At 69.6% G+C, this 13,470-nt stretch carries 15 protein-coding genes and 2 pseudogenes; 11 read left to right on the top strand and 6 right to left on the bottom strand.

Annotation, left to right across the window (positions count from 1 at the left end; translation table 11 throughout):
* Nucleotides 1-44: 44 nt before the first annotated feature.
* A pseudogene (locus QF035_RS11655) lies at nucleotides 45-941 on the top strand (CpaF family protein); the annotation flags it as partial.
* 35 nt (nucleotides 942-976) lie between these two features.
* Here QF035_RS11655 and QF035_RS11650 read toward each other — a convergent pair.
* Both QF035_RS11650 and QF035_RS11645 read right to left on the bottom strand, forming a co-directional pair.
* A complete protein-coding gene (locus tag QF035_RS11650) occupies nucleotides 977-1,867 on the bottom strand; it encodes an IS3 family transposase (RefSeq protein WP_307531055.1) in 891 nt (296 codons plus the stop codon).
* A 23-nt stretch (nucleotides 1,868-1,890) separates the two neighbouring features.
* Entirely contained in the window at nucleotides 1,891-2,178 is a 288-nt protein-coding gene (locus QF035_RS11645) for a transposase (protein ID WP_123471932.1), read from the bottom strand.
* Nucleotides 2,179-2,264: 86 nt separating this feature from the next.
* On the opposite strand from QF035_RS11645, the pseudogene QF035_RS11640 reads away from it, so the two are divergent.
* The 6 genes and pseudogenes from QF035_RS11640 to QF035_RS11615 form a co-directional block, all read left to right on the top strand.
* Nucleotides 2,265-2,723, top strand: a pseudogene (locus QF035_RS11640) (ATPase, T2SS/T4P/T4SS family); the annotation flags it as partial.
* Nucleotides 2,720-3,634 (top strand): type II secretion system F family protein, encoded by a 915-nt coding sequence (locus QF035_RS11635; protein WP_307520061.1) that lies wholly within the window; start codon nucleotides 2,720-2,722, stop codon nucleotides 3,632-3,634. The pseudogene QF035_RS11640 and the gene QF035_RS11635, both read left to right, overlap by 4 nt.
* Nucleotides 3,631-4,530 carry a type II secretion system F family protein gene (locus QF035_RS11630; protein ID WP_307520059.1) on the top strand — a complete coding sequence of 300 codons (900 nt, stop codon included), beginning with the start codon at nucleotides 3,631-3,633 and terminating at the stop codon, nucleotides 4,528-4,530. Before QF035_RS11635 ends, QF035_RS11630 begins: the two co-directional genes overlap by 4 nt.
* Nucleotides 4,531-4,572: 42 nt before the next feature.
* Entirely contained in the window at nucleotides 4,573-4,770 is a 198-nt protein-coding gene (locus QF035_RS11625; protein ID WP_307520058.1) for a hypothetical protein, read from the top strand.
* 3 nt (nucleotides 4,771-4,773) lie between these two features.
* Complete coding sequence (locus QF035_RS11620; protein ID WP_307520057.1) at nucleotides 4,774-5,187, top strand: TadE/TadG family type IV pilus assembly protein; 414 nt, start codon at nucleotides 4,774-4,776, stop codon at nucleotides 5,185-5,187.
* The gene (locus tag QF035_RS11615) at nucleotides 5,184-5,681 is read left to right on the top strand and encodes a TadE/TadG family type IV pilus assembly protein (RefSeq protein WP_307520055.1); all 498 of its coding nucleotides are present in this window, start codon (nucleotides 5,184-5,186) and stop codon (nucleotides 5,679-5,681) included. Before QF035_RS11620 ends, QF035_RS11615 begins: the two co-directional genes overlap by 4 nt.
* A gap of 20 nt (nucleotides 5,682-5,701) precedes the next feature.
* Here QF035_RS11615 and QF035_RS11610 read toward each other — a convergent pair whose 3' ends face one another.
* Together QF035_RS11610 and QF035_RS11605 are read right to left on the bottom strand one after the other, a co-directional pair.
* Nucleotides 5,702-6,037 carry a hypothetical protein gene (locus QF035_RS11610; protein WP_307520054.1) on the bottom strand — a complete coding sequence of 112 codons (336 nt, stop codon included), beginning with the start codon at nucleotides 6,035-6,037 and terminating at the stop codon, nucleotides 5,702-5,704.
* A 36-nt stretch (nucleotides 6,038-6,073) separates the two neighbouring features.
* Nucleotides 6,074-6,607, bottom strand: a complete 534-nt coding sequence (locus QF035_RS11605) for a DUF4262 domain-containing protein (protein ID WP_307520053.1) — start codon at nucleotides 6,605-6,607, stop codon at nucleotides 6,074-6,076.
* 156 nt (nucleotides 6,608-6,763) lie between these two features.
* On the opposite strand from QF035_RS11605, the gene QF035_RS11600 reads away from it, so the two are divergent.
* Together QF035_RS11600 and QF035_RS11595 are read left to right on the top strand one after the other, a co-directional pair.
* Complete coding sequence (locus tag QF035_RS11600) at nucleotides 6,764-7,213, top strand: pilus assembly protein TadG-related protein (protein WP_307520052.1); 450 nt, start codon at nucleotides 6,764-6,766, stop codon at nucleotides 7,211-7,213.
* Between the two features lie 44 nt (nucleotides 7,214-7,257).
* Nucleotides 7,258-10,056: a BTAD domain-containing putative transcriptional regulator gene (locus QF035_RS11595; protein ID WP_307520051.1), complete on the top strand. Its 2,799-nt coding sequence runs from the start codon at nucleotides 7,258-7,260 to the stop codon at nucleotides 10,054-10,056.
* On the opposite strand, the gene QF035_RS11590 is transcribed toward QF035_RS11595, so the two are convergent.
* Both QF035_RS11590 and QF035_RS11585 read right to left on the bottom strand, forming a co-directional pair.
* Nucleotides 10,038-10,469 carry a hypothetical protein gene (locus tag QF035_RS11590; RefSeq protein WP_307520050.1) on the bottom strand — a complete coding sequence of 144 codons (432 nt, stop codon included), beginning with the start codon at nucleotides 10,467-10,469 and terminating at the stop codon, nucleotides 10,038-10,040. The two genes, QF035_RS11595 and QF035_RS11590, sit on opposite strands and share 19 nt — an antisense overlap.
* A 416-nt stretch (nucleotides 10,470-10,885) precedes the next feature.
* Nucleotides 10,886-11,815 (bottom strand): hypothetical protein, encoded by a 930-nt coding sequence (locus QF035_RS11585; protein ID WP_307520048.1) that lies wholly within the window; start codon nucleotides 11,813-11,815, stop codon nucleotides 10,886-10,888.
* Nucleotides 11,816-12,409: 594 nt separating this feature from the next.
* On the opposite strand from QF035_RS11585, the gene QF035_RS11580 reads away from it, so the two are divergent.
* The gene (locus QF035_RS11580; RefSeq protein WP_307520047.1) at nucleotides 12,410-12,556 is read left to right on the top strand and encodes a hypothetical protein; all 147 of its coding nucleotides are present in this window, start codon (nucleotides 12,410-12,412) and stop codon (nucleotides 12,554-12,556) included.
* A gap of 360 nt (nucleotides 12,557-12,916) precedes the next feature.
* Nucleotides 12,917-13,189 (top strand): rhodanese-like domain-containing protein, encoded by a 273-nt coding sequence (locus tag QF035_RS11575; protein WP_307520045.1) that lies wholly within the window; start codon nucleotides 12,917-12,919, stop codon nucleotides 13,187-13,189.
* Nucleotides 13,190-13,470: the final 281 nt, after the last annotated feature.

Genomic DNA, 13,470 nt, shown 5'->3' with positions numbered 1-13,470 from the left:
TGGACCGGTCTGGTGCAGGTACCGGGAGTCGAAGGAAGCGGATCATGAGCGAGCAGCTGATGGCGCCGGGTGCGGTGCCCTTTGGTGGTGAACGGGAGCTGGCGCATCTGGTGCGCCAGCGGGTGGCTGCCCGGCTGACGGCCTACGCGGGCGAGCGCGAATCTGCGGGTTTGCCGGCGGAGGATGAGACGGCGCGCCGGGCCACCGTGGGACGGCTGCTGACTGAGGAACTGGGTACCCAGCGGCGTCAGGCTCTGGCCCAGGGCCGGGCGGTGATCGACGCCGCAGCCGAGGAGCGGATCGCCCAGGCCGTCAGGGATGCGCTGTTTGGCACCGGCAGCCTGGAGCGGCTGCTGGCCGATGCGGGGATCGAGAACATCTGCGTGAATGGCTGCGATGTGGTGTGGGTCAAGGACGCGGCCGGGGCATGGCGCCGCGAGAACCCGGTGGCTGCTTCGGATGCGGAACTCGTGGACCTGGTCCGTACGCTCGCGGCCCATGCGGGCGAGGAGGAGCGGCGCTTCGACCGGGGCATGCCCCGCCTTAACCTGCAACTGCCTGACGGGTCCCGGCTGTTCGCGGTGATGGCGGTGACCGGCCGGGTGTCGCTGACGATCCGCCGTCACCGCTTCCCGGCCGCCTCGATGAGGGAGCTGGTGCGGCTGGGCGTGTGCGACGAGCAGCTCGCCGCGTTCCTGAGAGCGCTGGTGCGGGCGCGCAAGAACATCGTCATCGGCGGCGGCACCAATGTCGGCAAGACCACCGTGCTGCGGGCCTTCGCCCACGAGATCCCGCCCGAAGAGCGGCTCGTGACGATCGAGGACACCTTCGAACTCGGCCTGGACGCCCATGTGGTGGCGCACCCGAACGTGGTGGCCATGCAGGCCCGCGAGCCGAACATCGAGGGACAGGGCGGCATCGACCAGGCGGAACTGGTGCGGTGTGAAGTTCCCCCCGCGAACTGGACAGCGGGTGTTTACGCTGCCGGGGCGAGGTTCTGCCTGAGCAGGGATCTCGTTTCGAGCGGGGTGACGTACCCGTAGTCGGGGTGCCGACGGAGTCGGCTGCGGTTGTACTCGACCTCGATGTAGCGGAAAACGTCGGCCCGGGCCGCCTCGCGGGTCTCCCACACGGTCGTCCCGATCTCCGCTTTCAGGATGGCGAACCAGCTTTCCGCGGCGGCGTTATCGTAACAAGAGCCGACGCGTCCCATCGACTGCCTCATGCGCAACTTGCCTATTTCGGTGCGGAATTCGTCACTCGTGTATTCACTGCCGCGATCCGTGTGCATGATGCAGCGGTACTCCAGGCCGCCACGCCCGGCCGCCATCCGCAGGGCAGCGACCGGCAGCTCGGCGCGGTGGTGGTCGGCCATCGCCCAGCCGACCACCTCCCGCGTCGCGAGATCGATGCAGGTCGCCAGATACAACTTGCCTTCCAGCGTGACAAGTTCGGTCATGTCTCCGACCAAGCGCATCCCGGGCCGGGGTGCGGTGAAGTCCCGGCCGATCAGGTCGAGCGCGAACACCGCCCGCTTCGCCTGCCGGGTCAGGCCCCGACGCCGGCGGCGGGTGATCCCGGCGATCCGGTGTTTGCGCATCAGCCGCTCGACCTTCTTGGAGTTCACCGCCCGCCCGGCCCGCCGCAGGGCGGCGTGGACACGCGGGGCCCCGTAGGCACCGCGAGATCCGGCATGCAGCACCCGGATCTCGCCCACCAGCACCTCCTCGGCCCGCTCCCGCACCGCCCGGGCCGGCCCTGCCGCCCTGTGCGCGTAGTAGGTGGAACGGGACACCCCCAGCACACGGCACAGAAACGCAACGCTGTGACCTGCGAGATTCCCCTCCGATGCCTTCTCCGCATCGATGAGGTGACACCGTGCCGCGGTGCCTACCTCATCTTGTCCTGAGCGAAGAAGGCGGTCGCTTTTCCCAGAACCTCGATCGTGGCCTCCTGCTCGCGGACCTTCCGCCGCAGCCGGACCAGCTCCTCACGCTCCGCAGTGGTCAAAGCCCCGGCGGGCCCCTCACCGCGGTCGATCTTCGCCTGCTTCACCCACCCGCGCAGCCCTTCCGGACTCACGCCCAGATCCCTCGCCACCTCGGTGACCGTCTTCTCCGAGGACAACGCCAAGGCGACCGCGTCCCGCTTGAACTCGGCCGTGTACCGCTTACTCATGTTGCTCTTCTGGCTCACTACCTGTGACTGCTTCCTCCGGGACCATCCGTCCCAGTATCAAGCTGTCCGACCGGCAGGGGGAACCTCAGTGGGGGCTGCGCATGTCCCCGGACCGGGTCATCGTCGGAGAGATCCGCGGGGCCGAGGTCATCCCCATGTGCAACGCCATGAGCCAGGGCAACGACGGCTCCCTGTCCACCATCCACGCCTCCACCTCACGCGGGGTGTTCACCAAACTCGCCTCCTACGCCGCGCAGTCCCCGGAACGGCTCACGCTTGAGGCGACGAACCTGATGGTGGCCTCCGCGGTCCACTTCGTCGTCCACCTGGGCTGGGACGCCGCGGGGCGGCGGATCATCGACTCGGTGCGCGAGGTCATCGACGCGGACGGGGCACAGATCGTCTCCAACGAGGTCTACCGGCCCGGCCCCGACGGGCGCGCGGTGCCCGCCACCCCGCTACGCACCGAGACCCTCGCCGACCTGGTGGCGGTAGGGCTCGACGCGCAGAGCGCCGCCTTCCAGTGGTGGGGAGCAGCATCATGAACAGCCTGCTGGGCCCCGGCACGTGGACGGGGGTCGCGGTAGCGTGCGGGACGGTATTCGGCCTCGGCCTCGTGGCCATCGGCTACGGCGCGGTGCGGCGCGCGGCCCCCGAGCAACGGCCAGGCCTGTGGCGTGCGCTGGAAGCGCGACTGCCGACGGACTGGACCACACGGCGCGTGGTGATCGCGACGGTGGCCGGGGTGGTCACGGGGGCGCTGACGGCATGGCCGGTGGCGGCGGTGCTGACCACCATCGCCCTGCTTACCCTGCCCGGCCTGCTCGGCCCGGACCGGCCAGCGGCACGGCGGACGGAACGCATGGAGGCGCTGGCCACGTGGACGGAGATGCTGCGCGACACGCTCTCTGCCGCGGCGGGTCTGGAGCAGGCGGTGCTGGCGACCGCGGACATCGCTCCGGCCGCGCTCGAATCCGAGATGCGGGAGCTGGCCACAGCCGTCCGGTCGGGACGTCCGCTGCCAGCCGCGCTGCGGGCGTTCGCCGAGGACGTCGATGACCCGTTGGCCGATGTGGTGGTGACCGCGCTGGTGATGGCCGCCGAGCAGCAAGCCAGCCAACTCGCTCCGCTGCTGGGCGAGCTGGCGGAGTCGGTACGCGAGCAGGTGGCCATGCGCCAGCGCATCGACGCCGGACGGGCGAGCGTGCGCACCGGGGTGCGCGTCACCGTGACCGTCACCCTCGGCATGGCGGTAGGTCTCGTGGTCCTCAACCGCCCCTACCTGGACCCCTTCAACACACTGACCGGACAGCTGGTCCTCGCGGTGGTGGGAGCCCTCTTCGCCGCCAGCTTCACCTACCTCACCGCAATCGGCCGCATCGAGGAACCCATCCGCCTCATCAGCAAAGCCACCCCCGGCACTGCGGCGGGCACCGAGCCGGGAGGCACACGATGATCGTCATGCTGCTCGGCGCCCTGTTTGGCGCAGGGGCAACCGCTCTCGTCTACGGGCTGCGTCCGCCCCGTCCCGCCCTCGCCGACGTCCTCACCGCCCTCAACACGCCCCCGCCACCTGCTGAATCACGCACGCAAGACACGGATGACACGGAGTGGGCCACCCGGCTGGGCAAGCGCGCCGTACCGCTCGTTCGGGCGCTCGGCTTCCCCACTGCCTCACTGCGCGCGGACCTGGCCGTCTGCGGCACCAGCGAGGAGCAGCATCTGGCGGGCAAGGCGGTCTGCGCCACCGCCGGGCTCCTCGCCCCCTGGGCCGCCGTGCTGTTGCTGCGCCTGGGGGCCGGTATCGCGGCGGGCTGGTGGATGCCTTTGGCCGGCTCACTCGCCCTGGCCGTGGTGCTGTTCTTCGCCCCCGACCTGTCGGTACGCCAGCAGGCCGTCCGGCGGCGCCGCGAGATGCGCCATTGCCTGAGCCTCATCCTGGACCTGACGGTCATCGCGCTCGCGGGCGGCGCCGGCGTCCAGCAGGCCCTCGCCCAGGCCATCGCCGCACCACACGGGTGGGCGGCGGCGCGGCTGCGACACGCCCTGCACATCGCGCAGCTCACCCGTACCAGCCCCTGGCCCCACCTGGGAGATCTGGGACGCCAGCTGGCCGTGAGTGATCTGACCGAGCTCGCCTCCACGCTGACCCTCGCGGGCAGCGAGGGCGCCAAGATCCGCGGCTCGCTCGCGGCGAAGGCGCGCGCGATGCGACGGCGCAGGATCTCGGAGGCCGACGGGGCCGCGCAGGCGGCCACCGAGCAGATGTCCCTGCCCGTGGTCGGGCTGTTCGCCGCGTTCCTGCTGCTGATCGGCTACCCGGCCCTCGCCCACGTCATGTCGATCAGCTGACGCCCCGCCCACCGTACGAAACCAGTAGAGAGAGCACGCGCCATGTTCCCACTCGACACCCTGGCCCGCCTGGTACGCGCCCACCTGGCCGACGTCCGCGGGCACACCCGCTCGGATGCGGGCTACACCACCGAGACCATCGTGGTCACCGCCCTGCTGGCGATCCTGGCCCTGAGCGTGGTGGGCATCATCGCTGCCAAGGTGCTGGGCAAGGCCAACGGCATCGACCTGGGCGGCTAGTTCGTGACGGCATTCCCGCGCACGCCGCGAGGTGACCGAGGAGCGGCCAGTACGCAGCTGGTGCTCGTCGTCCCAGCGCTGCTGCTGATCGCGCTGCTGGTGGTGCAGTTCGCGCTGGTCTGGCACGCACGCCACATCGCCCAGTACGCGGCCCAGCGAGCCCTGGCGGCCGCCCGCACGCAGGACGGCACCGCAGCGGACGGCCGGACGCAGGCCCAGCGCAGTCTTGCCGCACTGGGCAGCCGGGTCCTGACCACCCCGTCCGTGACCGCCGAGCGCACCACCACCCAGACCACCGTGCACGTGCAGGGGACGGTGATCCGCGTGCTCCCCGTCCCGGGGCTGGCGCTGCACGCCTCCGGCAACGCATCCGGCCCCACCGAGCGGATCACCACCCCCACCGGAGGCCAGCCATGAACCGGCAGATGCGCCGCCACGTGCGCGACGACCGGGAGCGGGGATCGGCTGCGGTGGAGTTGGTGCTCGTCACGCCGCTGCTCGTCCTGGTCCTCCTGGTCGTGGTGGCACTTGGACTGCTCGTTGATGCTCGCCTCATCGTGGCGGACGCCGCCCACCAGGCCGCCCGCGCCGCCTCTCTGACCCGCACCGAGAAAGATGCCCGCGCCCAGGCGCAGCAGGCGGCGGGCGCGGCACTGCGCGCGGCAGGAGCATCCTGCACCCGTCCCAGCGTCCGTCTCACCACCGGTGGTCTCACGCCGGGCGCCACCGTGACAGCACGAGTCTCCTGCACCGCCGACCTGGGCGATCTCACCCGCACCGGGCTGCCCGGACATGTGCCCCTGGCCGGCACCGCCTTCTCCGTCGTGGACACGTATCGGAGCAGAGCTCTTGGGTTCGCGAATTCTGAAGTGCCGGTGAGCGGGAACCGAAGTGTGGGTGGTGAGCAGTGAGCGCGCGGGGATGCTTGGGTTCACGCTTTATGCGTCGGGCGTGCTCGGGCTCCTGCTTGGCAGATGGCGCGTGCGGTGAGCCAGACAGTCTCGAACTCTTGGGCGGTGAGGTCCTGCGGCTCGTGCGCGTCCCACTCGTGGACGGGAACCTCCGCCGTGGCACCGAACGTCGCTTCGTAGTCTGCGAGGGCTCCGGCCTGCTGGGCGGCTTCCCATTCGGCCAACGAGGCTGCCGCGACGGGTTTTTCGAACGGTCCTTGGAGTTCAACCTGGCGTATGACCCAGCCGTCGGCGCCGGCCTCGAAGTGGAACCAGGTGTCTTCCTCGGCCCAGTAGCTGCGCAACCAGCGTGTCATGGCGTCATTGTCCGCGACCCAGCGGTGGCCGTCGGCTCACAGGTCCTGGGTCCATACCCCGACGGGGTGTTCGTCGGGGTGCAGCGACAGCTGGGGTTGGCGGCCAAGGAGGTCTTCTCCACCGGCCTGCCAGGGCAAGGCACCCTCGCGAGTGGGCCAGACGACCTGGAGAAACGGGAACGGAGGTTTGCGGTAGAAGCTGATCGCGGTGCCGAAGAATGCTTTGTACCAGCGGTAGTCGACCGGTTTGAGCACGACCGGGACGCTGGCGATGTCGTGCCTTTCCTGATCGGCCTCCAGAGGCTGTCCTTCGACGGTCCGTCGGCCCAGGTCGTTGAGGAGCCTCTGCATCAGGTGGATGTCCAGACCGAACATCGCCAGCTCGGAGATCCAGTGCCCGTGCCACAGGCCGACGGAATAAGCCCAGCCCAGGCTCTGGTCATCGGCGGGGATCATGATGACCTGCCAGCCGTGCTCGTTGATGGCGTCGACGGTCTCCTGGGTTCGGGGGTCCAGTCCGTCGGCGGGATGACAGATGACGCAGTGGCAGACGGTGTGATCGGTGGGCATAGCCGTGAGGCTAAGGGACCGAATGGGCCTGGCGTCCGGCGAGACGGGGCGCGCTCATACCGGCGGGCCGGAGCCGACGAAGCCGGCGATGACGGCAGACCGAACGAACCCTCCGGCAGAGGGCGATCCCGAACCCACGGATTTTCCGACAAGAGTGTGAAGCGACGCGTGCGAGCGCATCTGGCGCAGGTCCGCACTCGGCTGGCGGCCGGGGACGACCAGGGGCAGATCACAGCGTTCGTCGTCGGCATCTTCGCCGCGCTGTGGCTGTTCGCCGGCATCGTCGTCGACGGCGGGCTCGCCCTGGCCGGCAAGGCCCAGGCGCTGGACGCGGCGCAGGAAGCGGCCCGCACCGGCGCCCAGCAACTCGACGTCGGACAGCTGCGCCGCGGCGCCGACGTTCGGCTCGTACACGACAAGGCCGCAGCGGCAGCCCGCGCGTATGTCGCCTCCACCGGCGACAGCGGCACCGCGTCGGTCAAAGGCAATGCCGTGGCCGTCCGGGTCACCCACCACCAGCGCACCCAGATCCTCCAGCTGATCGGCGTGCGCACCCTCACCGTGCACGCGACTGGTACCGCACACGCCGAACGCGCCACCCCCTAACGACCGTTCACTACCCCTTCCCGGCCGAAGAGAGCGAACCGGCGATGACTCACCCCTACGCTCCCCAGCGGCTGACCGCGGCGCTCACGGCGGGCGGCACCCTGGCCCTCACGCTCGCCCTGCTGGCCGGGATGCCCTACGTCCTGTGGAAGGCCACCGGCCTTCCTTGGCCCGAACACGTCTCCTCCCTTGGGGAGTTCGGCCGACGGCTGATGCAGCCGGTCGGCGACCCGCTGATGATCGACCTGCTGGCCGTGGTGGGCTGGGTGTGCTGGGCCGCCTTCGCCTGCACCGTGGTCCGCGAGACCTGCTGGTACACGACCCATCTCCCCCAGCTGCTGCGCGACCGCCATGCCCACGATGAGCATGTGGCCGCCCTGTCGGTGAAGGGATCTCTGGCCGCGCTGTGCATCGGCACCCTGGTTATTGCCCTGATCGGTCTGTGGCGCCCGCAGCCGGTCGGCGCTCAGCAGCCCTCCTCGCCCGGCGAGGAACGTGTGCGCATCGCCGCGACGGCTACACTCCTGCCTGCTCCGGTCCGCCAGCCCACTTTTCCTGCTGTCGCCGTGACAGTCGTGGCGGGGGCTACGTCGGCCGGGCTCGATCCGGAGCATCCCGGCCCGCCTGGCACCGCCGGGGAAGTCCGGTACATCGAGTACACGGTCATCGAGGGCGACACCCTGTGGGACATCGCGCACACGCACATGGGAGACGCGCTCACCTGGCCGCGGATCTACGCGCTGAACAAGGACCGCGTACAAAGCGACGGAGCCCAGCTCACCGACCCGGACCTGATCAAGCCCGGCTGGGAACTGACCATCCCGGTCGCCCAGAACGCCACCCCGTCGCCGACGCCTGCCCCCGTCCCCGATGCCATGCCTTCACCGCCTTCTGCGCCACCCACCGAGACCGCGCCGACACAGCCAACTCCCGACCAAGGCACGGACGCCAGCCACGAGGCAGGCGCATGTCACGTCGACGCAGAGTCTGGCCGGCCCGCTGAAACCGCAGCCCGCAAGACGGACATTCCGGGCCCGGCCGCTATCGGCCTCGGGGAGGCGAGCCTGATCGGCATCACCGCGGCGGCCGGCCTGCTGGCCGCGCGCCGCTACTGGTACTGGCACCAACATCGTCTGCGGGAGCCCGACCGGGAGACAGAGGTGCCCGCCCTGAGCCCGCTGGTGGACAAAGCCGCGCAGGCCGCCCACGCGGCCACCCGGCCTCGTCGCCCCCAGGACCCCGACGCGCTGGTCACCTATCGCACCCCGCCCCAGAAACCCCGCAGTGCGGGCACAGTCACCATCGGCGTCCGGGACAACGCTGAGGTCTCCCTCGACGAACTGGCTCTGCCCGGAGGCTGCGCCTGGACCGGTCCCGGCTCCGAGGGCGCCGCCCGCGCCCTGCTCGCAGGCATCCTCACCGCCGCCGAACGCCAGCGCCCCGGGCCGCCGCCCGTCACGGTCATCGTCCCCGAACACCTAGCCGAGAGCCTGCTGCCCGGACTCCCCGCCCAGTTCACGGCCCTGGCTCAGAGCGACACCGCAGAGACCATCCGAGCCGCCGAGCAGCACCTGGTCACCCACGCCCGCACACAGGATGAACAGGACACCGACCCTGCGGCCACCGAGCCAGCGAGCACCAACTCAGCTCCGAAGACCGGCCCGGGCACCCTGGTCCTGCTCACCGTTCCGGACGCCGCCCACACTGCACAGCTGCAGGCCCTGGCCGCCTGCAGCCGCCCCGGCACACTGATCATCCTTACCCTGGGTGCCCCGTTGCCCGGCGCCGTCCTGTGGCACATCGCCGACGACGGCACCACCGCCCACCCCGACGGCCACGATCAACCCTCCAGCCCCTTGAGGCTGTTCCACCTCACGCCCGAGGCCGGGCGGGACATGGCCGAAGTCCTCCTCACCGCCCACGGCCAGCGCCCTCGTCAGCGCATCCTCCCCATCCCCACCAGCCCGCCCCCCGACGGCGAGCACCCCGACATCCCCGCCACGCCCACGGCGGAGGCACCCGCACGCCCGCACGCGGTCGAGGTTTCGCGGCCCGCCCAGACCAAGCCGGTACGCCTCCACGTCCTCGGACCAATCACCCTGTATGCCCGCGGCCACCAGGACCCGGTCGGCACCAATCTGCGGGGGGAAGTCCACGAATTCCTCGCTCTGCTCGCCGCCCACCCCACAGGGCTCCTCGCCTCCGACATCGCCGACAAACTCCACCTCGATCCCGGCTGCGACCACAATGCGCTGAAAAACCTGCGCCGCGCCGTACGCCGCGCCCTGCGAGCCGCGACCGGGATCACCGCGCAGGAATTCATCGTGCTCCAAGGGGAACTCCACAAACTCCATCCGGAGCTCGTGGAAACAGATCTCGCGGACTTTGCCCACTGCCTGAAAGAGGCGTTTTCCGTCTCCGGCGTGGACAAAAAAGAGGACGATGCCCTGTCCGCCGTGCGCGACGCCCTGGCCCACTACCGCGGGCCCTTCGCCCAAGGCGGGGACTACCTGTGGGCGGACGCGATCCGCGAACACTGCGCCGTGAAAGCCACCGACGCCGTGCTCCGCCTGGCCCGTCAGGCCGAGGGCGCCGACGCCACGTCACGCGAGCAGGACGCTGTTCTGACGCTGCTGGAACACCTGAGCACCATTCACCCTGATCATGAACGGCTGGCCCAGCACACCATCCGCCTCTGCCAAGCCGCCGGACGCCACGACGCCGCCCGGCACACTTACACCCGCCTCCGGCGGCACCTCGCCGACCTCGGCCTCGAACCCGAACCAGCCACCCGGTCCCTCAGCACGCCTCGGAGGCATGTCCGTCAGACGGGGGCGCTGTAGTACTCGCCGCAGAACAACGGATATCGCTGACGCGTCCACTGTCCGAGGCCCTCGCCCTGGGGCACGACGTCGCCGGATTCGGTGGGCAGTTCGCAGCCTGGCTCTAGGTGTCGGCGGGCGAGGTGGGAGGCGCGCTGCCACTCCGTGGGCCAGGCCGGGCAGCCGAACGGGTCGAATGCACCCAGCTGTTCGTGCCGTTCTCTATCATCTCCCAACCCGGGTCCGTGGCAGGCCTGGTCCACGAGAGCCGGGTTGACATCGTGAACGCCGTCGCAGCGAGAGAGGTGCGGCTTTTCGGCCCGCCCCCATGGCGGCGCCAGGACCGTAGGTCGAGTCTTCGTCTTGGCGAGGGCGTCGCACTCCGCTTCGTGCTGGGCACGTTCGTCCACGAGGCCGATGATCACCTGCAGCATGTGCGGTGTGGCCCCGAGGGCCGCCGTGCAGCTCGGCGAGGGGCGGACAGATCAATGCCAGCCTCGATCAACAAAGCGGCAACACCGTTGCATGAGGTGGCTATGGAACGGAGCTGCTGCCAGGTCGGGGGAGTGGTGGCTGCCGTACGAAGGGCCAGCACACTGCCGGATAGTGGGAGCTCGAGGAATCGGAGAGCGCGGCGGTGGCCCGTAGCGCCGCCGGGAAGGCCGGACGCGGCGGGCACGGAGTGTGGCTGTCCCAGGGCTGGCTTTCCCGGCCTCACGTCCAAGGCCACTTCTGGCGGCGACCGTAGCCGGATTGACTGCAGGGGCACGCAGCTGCGTGCCCCTGCAGTCGGCGACCACTGTTCCTCCGGGTGTGGTCCGTGGATGCCGACCACACCCGGACGTCCGGCTCATGCCGCCAACGGCGGCGCCATCTCGGCTTGGTCGGGGGACGAGAAAAGAGGGAAGGCGCAGTCCTCAGGTCGGCGCCCCAGCCGCTGCAGGGTGACCGCCGCGAGCAGTGCCGTACCAGGGCCGATTACTGGGGAGCGCTCCGTCCCCACGTAGTAGATGCCGTTCTCGTCGGGTTCCACGTCCACGTGGTGGAAGCCGACGGCCAAGGCGGTGCAATACCCCCACAGATCCGCGCGCAGTCCGCTGGGGAGGTCGGCGCGAACCCAGACCAGGGGGTGGGGCTTTCCGTGTTCGTCGTAGCCGATGGTGACTGCAGCACCGATGGCGTCGGGGAGCGGATACGCCCCCTCGGGGATGTCCTCGGCCACGCCGTCGAGAGCGTCGGTGATCAGTTCGCGCAGCGCCGCGATTGCCTCCTCGTCGCTGCGCCAGCCGTGCAACGGTGCGTAGACGGACCCGTCGTAGAGGTTGCGCACGTCCGTGATCCGTTTCACGCGCGCGTCCGGGGGATCGCCCTTGTACGCCTCGATCGGGCGAGCCTCGTCTTCGAGGCTTTCGCCGAACCTCGCGTTCTGCTGTGAGTCCAGCGTGATGGCAGCCCAGCCGTGCCTGATGTACTCGGTGAGGAGCAGCCGAACGAGGTGCTCCCTCGACTTGTCGGGCAGCCCTGGGACCGTGACCACGAGGAGTCGGTCGCGGTGGGCGATGAGCAAGGCCTTTTCGTCGTCGTGCAGTTCCTTCTCGAAGGTCTCCGCGCCCAGGGCGTTCTGTAGGACCTCGATGGGGAGGGCCCATGCGTCGTGCGTGTGCCGGGGGTACCGGGCCTGAGGTGATGCCTGGGCCGGCGTTCGTGCCGGCTCGGAGTCGGCCTGTTTCTGGCAGGGGCCGACGGTCGCGGTATCGGCCCGAAGCGAATTGGTTGCCATGATGTTTCCTTCCGCCGGAAATTGAGGCAAAGCCAGTCTTTGCCGCTTCCGCATGCGGAGCCTCGTAGAGTCGGAAAACCTCTTCTCGTGTGAGCTGCTGTAGCCAGGCTGGGGGGCCGCGAGTAACAGGCGGGGAGCAGGATCGGGCGTGGCGCTGGGAACCAGGTCGCACGCCCTGTATGGGCATCCCTTCGGCCGCGCGTGTGCTGCGGTCGCTCTCGGCCTCCATCTTGGAAGGGATCGTGGTGTCGGTGGCTGGACATACTCTTCTGCATCGGGGAGTCGACGGCGGAATCCGACGACCGACTGAGGGGGCGCATGTGAACGGCACCAAATCTCCGCTGACGAGTACCGCCGCCCGTCGCCGTCGAACACTTGCGCACTTATCGCCGATTTTCGATGTGCGTCTGAACCGGGCCAGAGACTCGTCGAGTGTGCGATGGGAGGCGTACGACTTCGTCGGGTTGACCCAGACGTGCGTGGACACGATCGCGCTGTCCTCCGGGCTGGACGGACATCTCGGTGCCGCGCGTGAAGACGTTCTTGCCGTCATGGCCCGCGCTGCCGGGACGATGGCCCCGCACCGTCCAGCGGATGAACACGCACACGTCGCCGGGCATCTTCTGGACCACCTCCTTCGCCACAACGAGTCTGGCCATGGGCCTCAACGAGGCCGCTGGCTACGGCGAAGTCGCCGCCACCGACATGGCCACCCCGAGCTCGACCTGCGCGAGATCATGAACGCGGTCCTGTACGTGGACCGCACCGGGGGTCGTTGACGCCGGACCGCGGCGCCGGGCAGGCCGCAAGACGTGTGACCTGCTGAGAGTTTCACCGACTCCGCCCAGACCGAACTCGAGAAGCAGATCGACGAGGAAGCCTGTGCAGCCTACTGCGCGAAGATCGAGCAGTTCCCCCTCCTCTTCGCCGCTCACGGACTGAGGGTTCCGGACGGAGTCCGGTGTGCGCGGCGATGGAGCCCGGCACCAGCAATCGCCTCAGTACTAATATAATCCATGGATGTATGGAGGAATGCGTGGCCACGCTCAAGGCGGCTCTCTTCGACACGCTCGCCAACGCGGGTAGCGAGTAGCGGGCGGCATGGCCACCGTGCTCGATGTCCGACCGCTGGAGGAGTACCTCGCGGGACACATTCCCGGAGCGCTGTCGATCCCACTGGAGGAGCTCGAGGTCCGGCTGGGGGAGTTGCCCGCCGCCATCGAGGTCGTCGCATACCGCCGTGGGGCCAATTGCATGCTATCCCGGGAGACGGGCCGGCTGCTCACCGCTCGTGGCCGACAGTCGCTGCGGCTGGCGGACGGGATGCTGGAATGGCGGCTGGCTGACTTGCCCGTCGAATCCGGTGGGGCGTGACGTGTGGTCGCAGTGTGTTCTCGCCGCACTGTGAGGGCAAAGCATCGGCCAAACCGTGGTGTGGGCGCAGTGCTTCCGCTGGTCTTGTCCTCTGGCGGGCTGGCGGGCTGGCGGGCTGGCGGGCTGGCGGGCTGGCGGGCTGGCGGGCTGGCGGGGCGAGGAGGCGGCGATGGCCCCTATTTTGAGGGCCTGCGTTCCAGGGCGAGGGCCGCGCGAGCGTGTGGACCTTCGTCGGGGTATGACATGTTCGCGCCATCGACGGTTGGCTCGGCCAACCATAT

It is taken from the genome of Streptomyces umbrinus, assembly GCF_030817415.1.
Classification (GTDB): Bacteria; Actinomycetota; Actinomycetes; order Streptomycetales; family Streptomycetaceae; genus Streptomyces; species Streptomyces umbrinus_A.
Note: the sequence above shows the minus strand (reverse complement) of the source record. Positions and strands in the feature narration are given on the sequence as shown.

What these genes read in the sequence shown, in the direction of transcription:
- QF035_RS11645 (WP_123471932.1), bottom strand. Translation starts at nt 2,178, where the DNA reads ATGAGTAAGCGGTACACGGCCGAGTTCAAGCGGGACGCGGTCGCCTTG.
- QF035_RS11635 (WP_307520061.1), top strand. Translation starts at nt 2,720, where the DNA reads ATGAACAGCCTGCTGGGCCCCGGCACGTGGACGGGGGTCGCGGTAGCG.
- QF035_RS11630 (WP_307520059.1), top strand. Translation starts at nt 3,631, where the DNA reads ATGATCGTCATGCTGCTCGGCGCCCTGTTTGGCGCAGGGGCAACCGCT.
- QF035_RS11625 (WP_307520058.1), top strand. Translation starts at nt 4,573, where the DNA reads ATGTTCCCACTCGACACCCTGGCCCGCCTGGTACGCGCCCACCTGGCC.
- QF035_RS11615 (WP_307520055.1), top strand. Translation starts at nt 5,184, where the DNA reads ATGAACCGGCAGATGCGCCGCCACGTGCGCGACGACCGGGAGCGGGGA.
- QF035_RS11610 (WP_307520054.1), bottom strand. Translation starts at nt 6,037, where the DNA reads ATGACACGCTGGTTGCGCAGCTACTGGGCCGAGGAAGACACCTGGTTC.
- QF035_RS11605 (WP_307520053.1), bottom strand. Translation starts at nt 6,607, where the DNA reads ATGCCCACCGATCACACCGTCTGCCACTGCGTCATCTGTCATCCCGCC.
- QF035_RS11595 (WP_307520051.1), top strand. Translation starts at nt 7,258, where the DNA reads ATGACTCACCCCTACGCTCCCCAGCGGCTGACCGCGGCGCTCACGGCG.
- QF035_RS11590 (WP_307520050.1), bottom strand. Translation starts at nt 10,469, where the DNA reads ATGCTGCAGGTGATCATCGGCCTCGTGGACGAACGTGCCCAGCACGAA.
- QF035_RS11585 (WP_307520048.1), bottom strand. Translation starts at nt 11,815, where the DNA reads ATGGCAACCAATTCGCTTCGGGCCGATACCGCGACCGTCGGCCCCTGC.
- QF035_RS11580 (WP_307520047.1), top strand. Translation starts at nt 12,410, where the DNA reads ATGAACACGCACACGTCGCCGGGCATCTTCTGGACCACCTCCTTCGCC.
- QF035_RS11575 (WP_307520045.1), top strand. Translation starts at nt 12,917, where the DNA reads ATGGCCACCGTGCTCGATGTCCGACCGCTGGAGGAGTACCTCGCGGGA.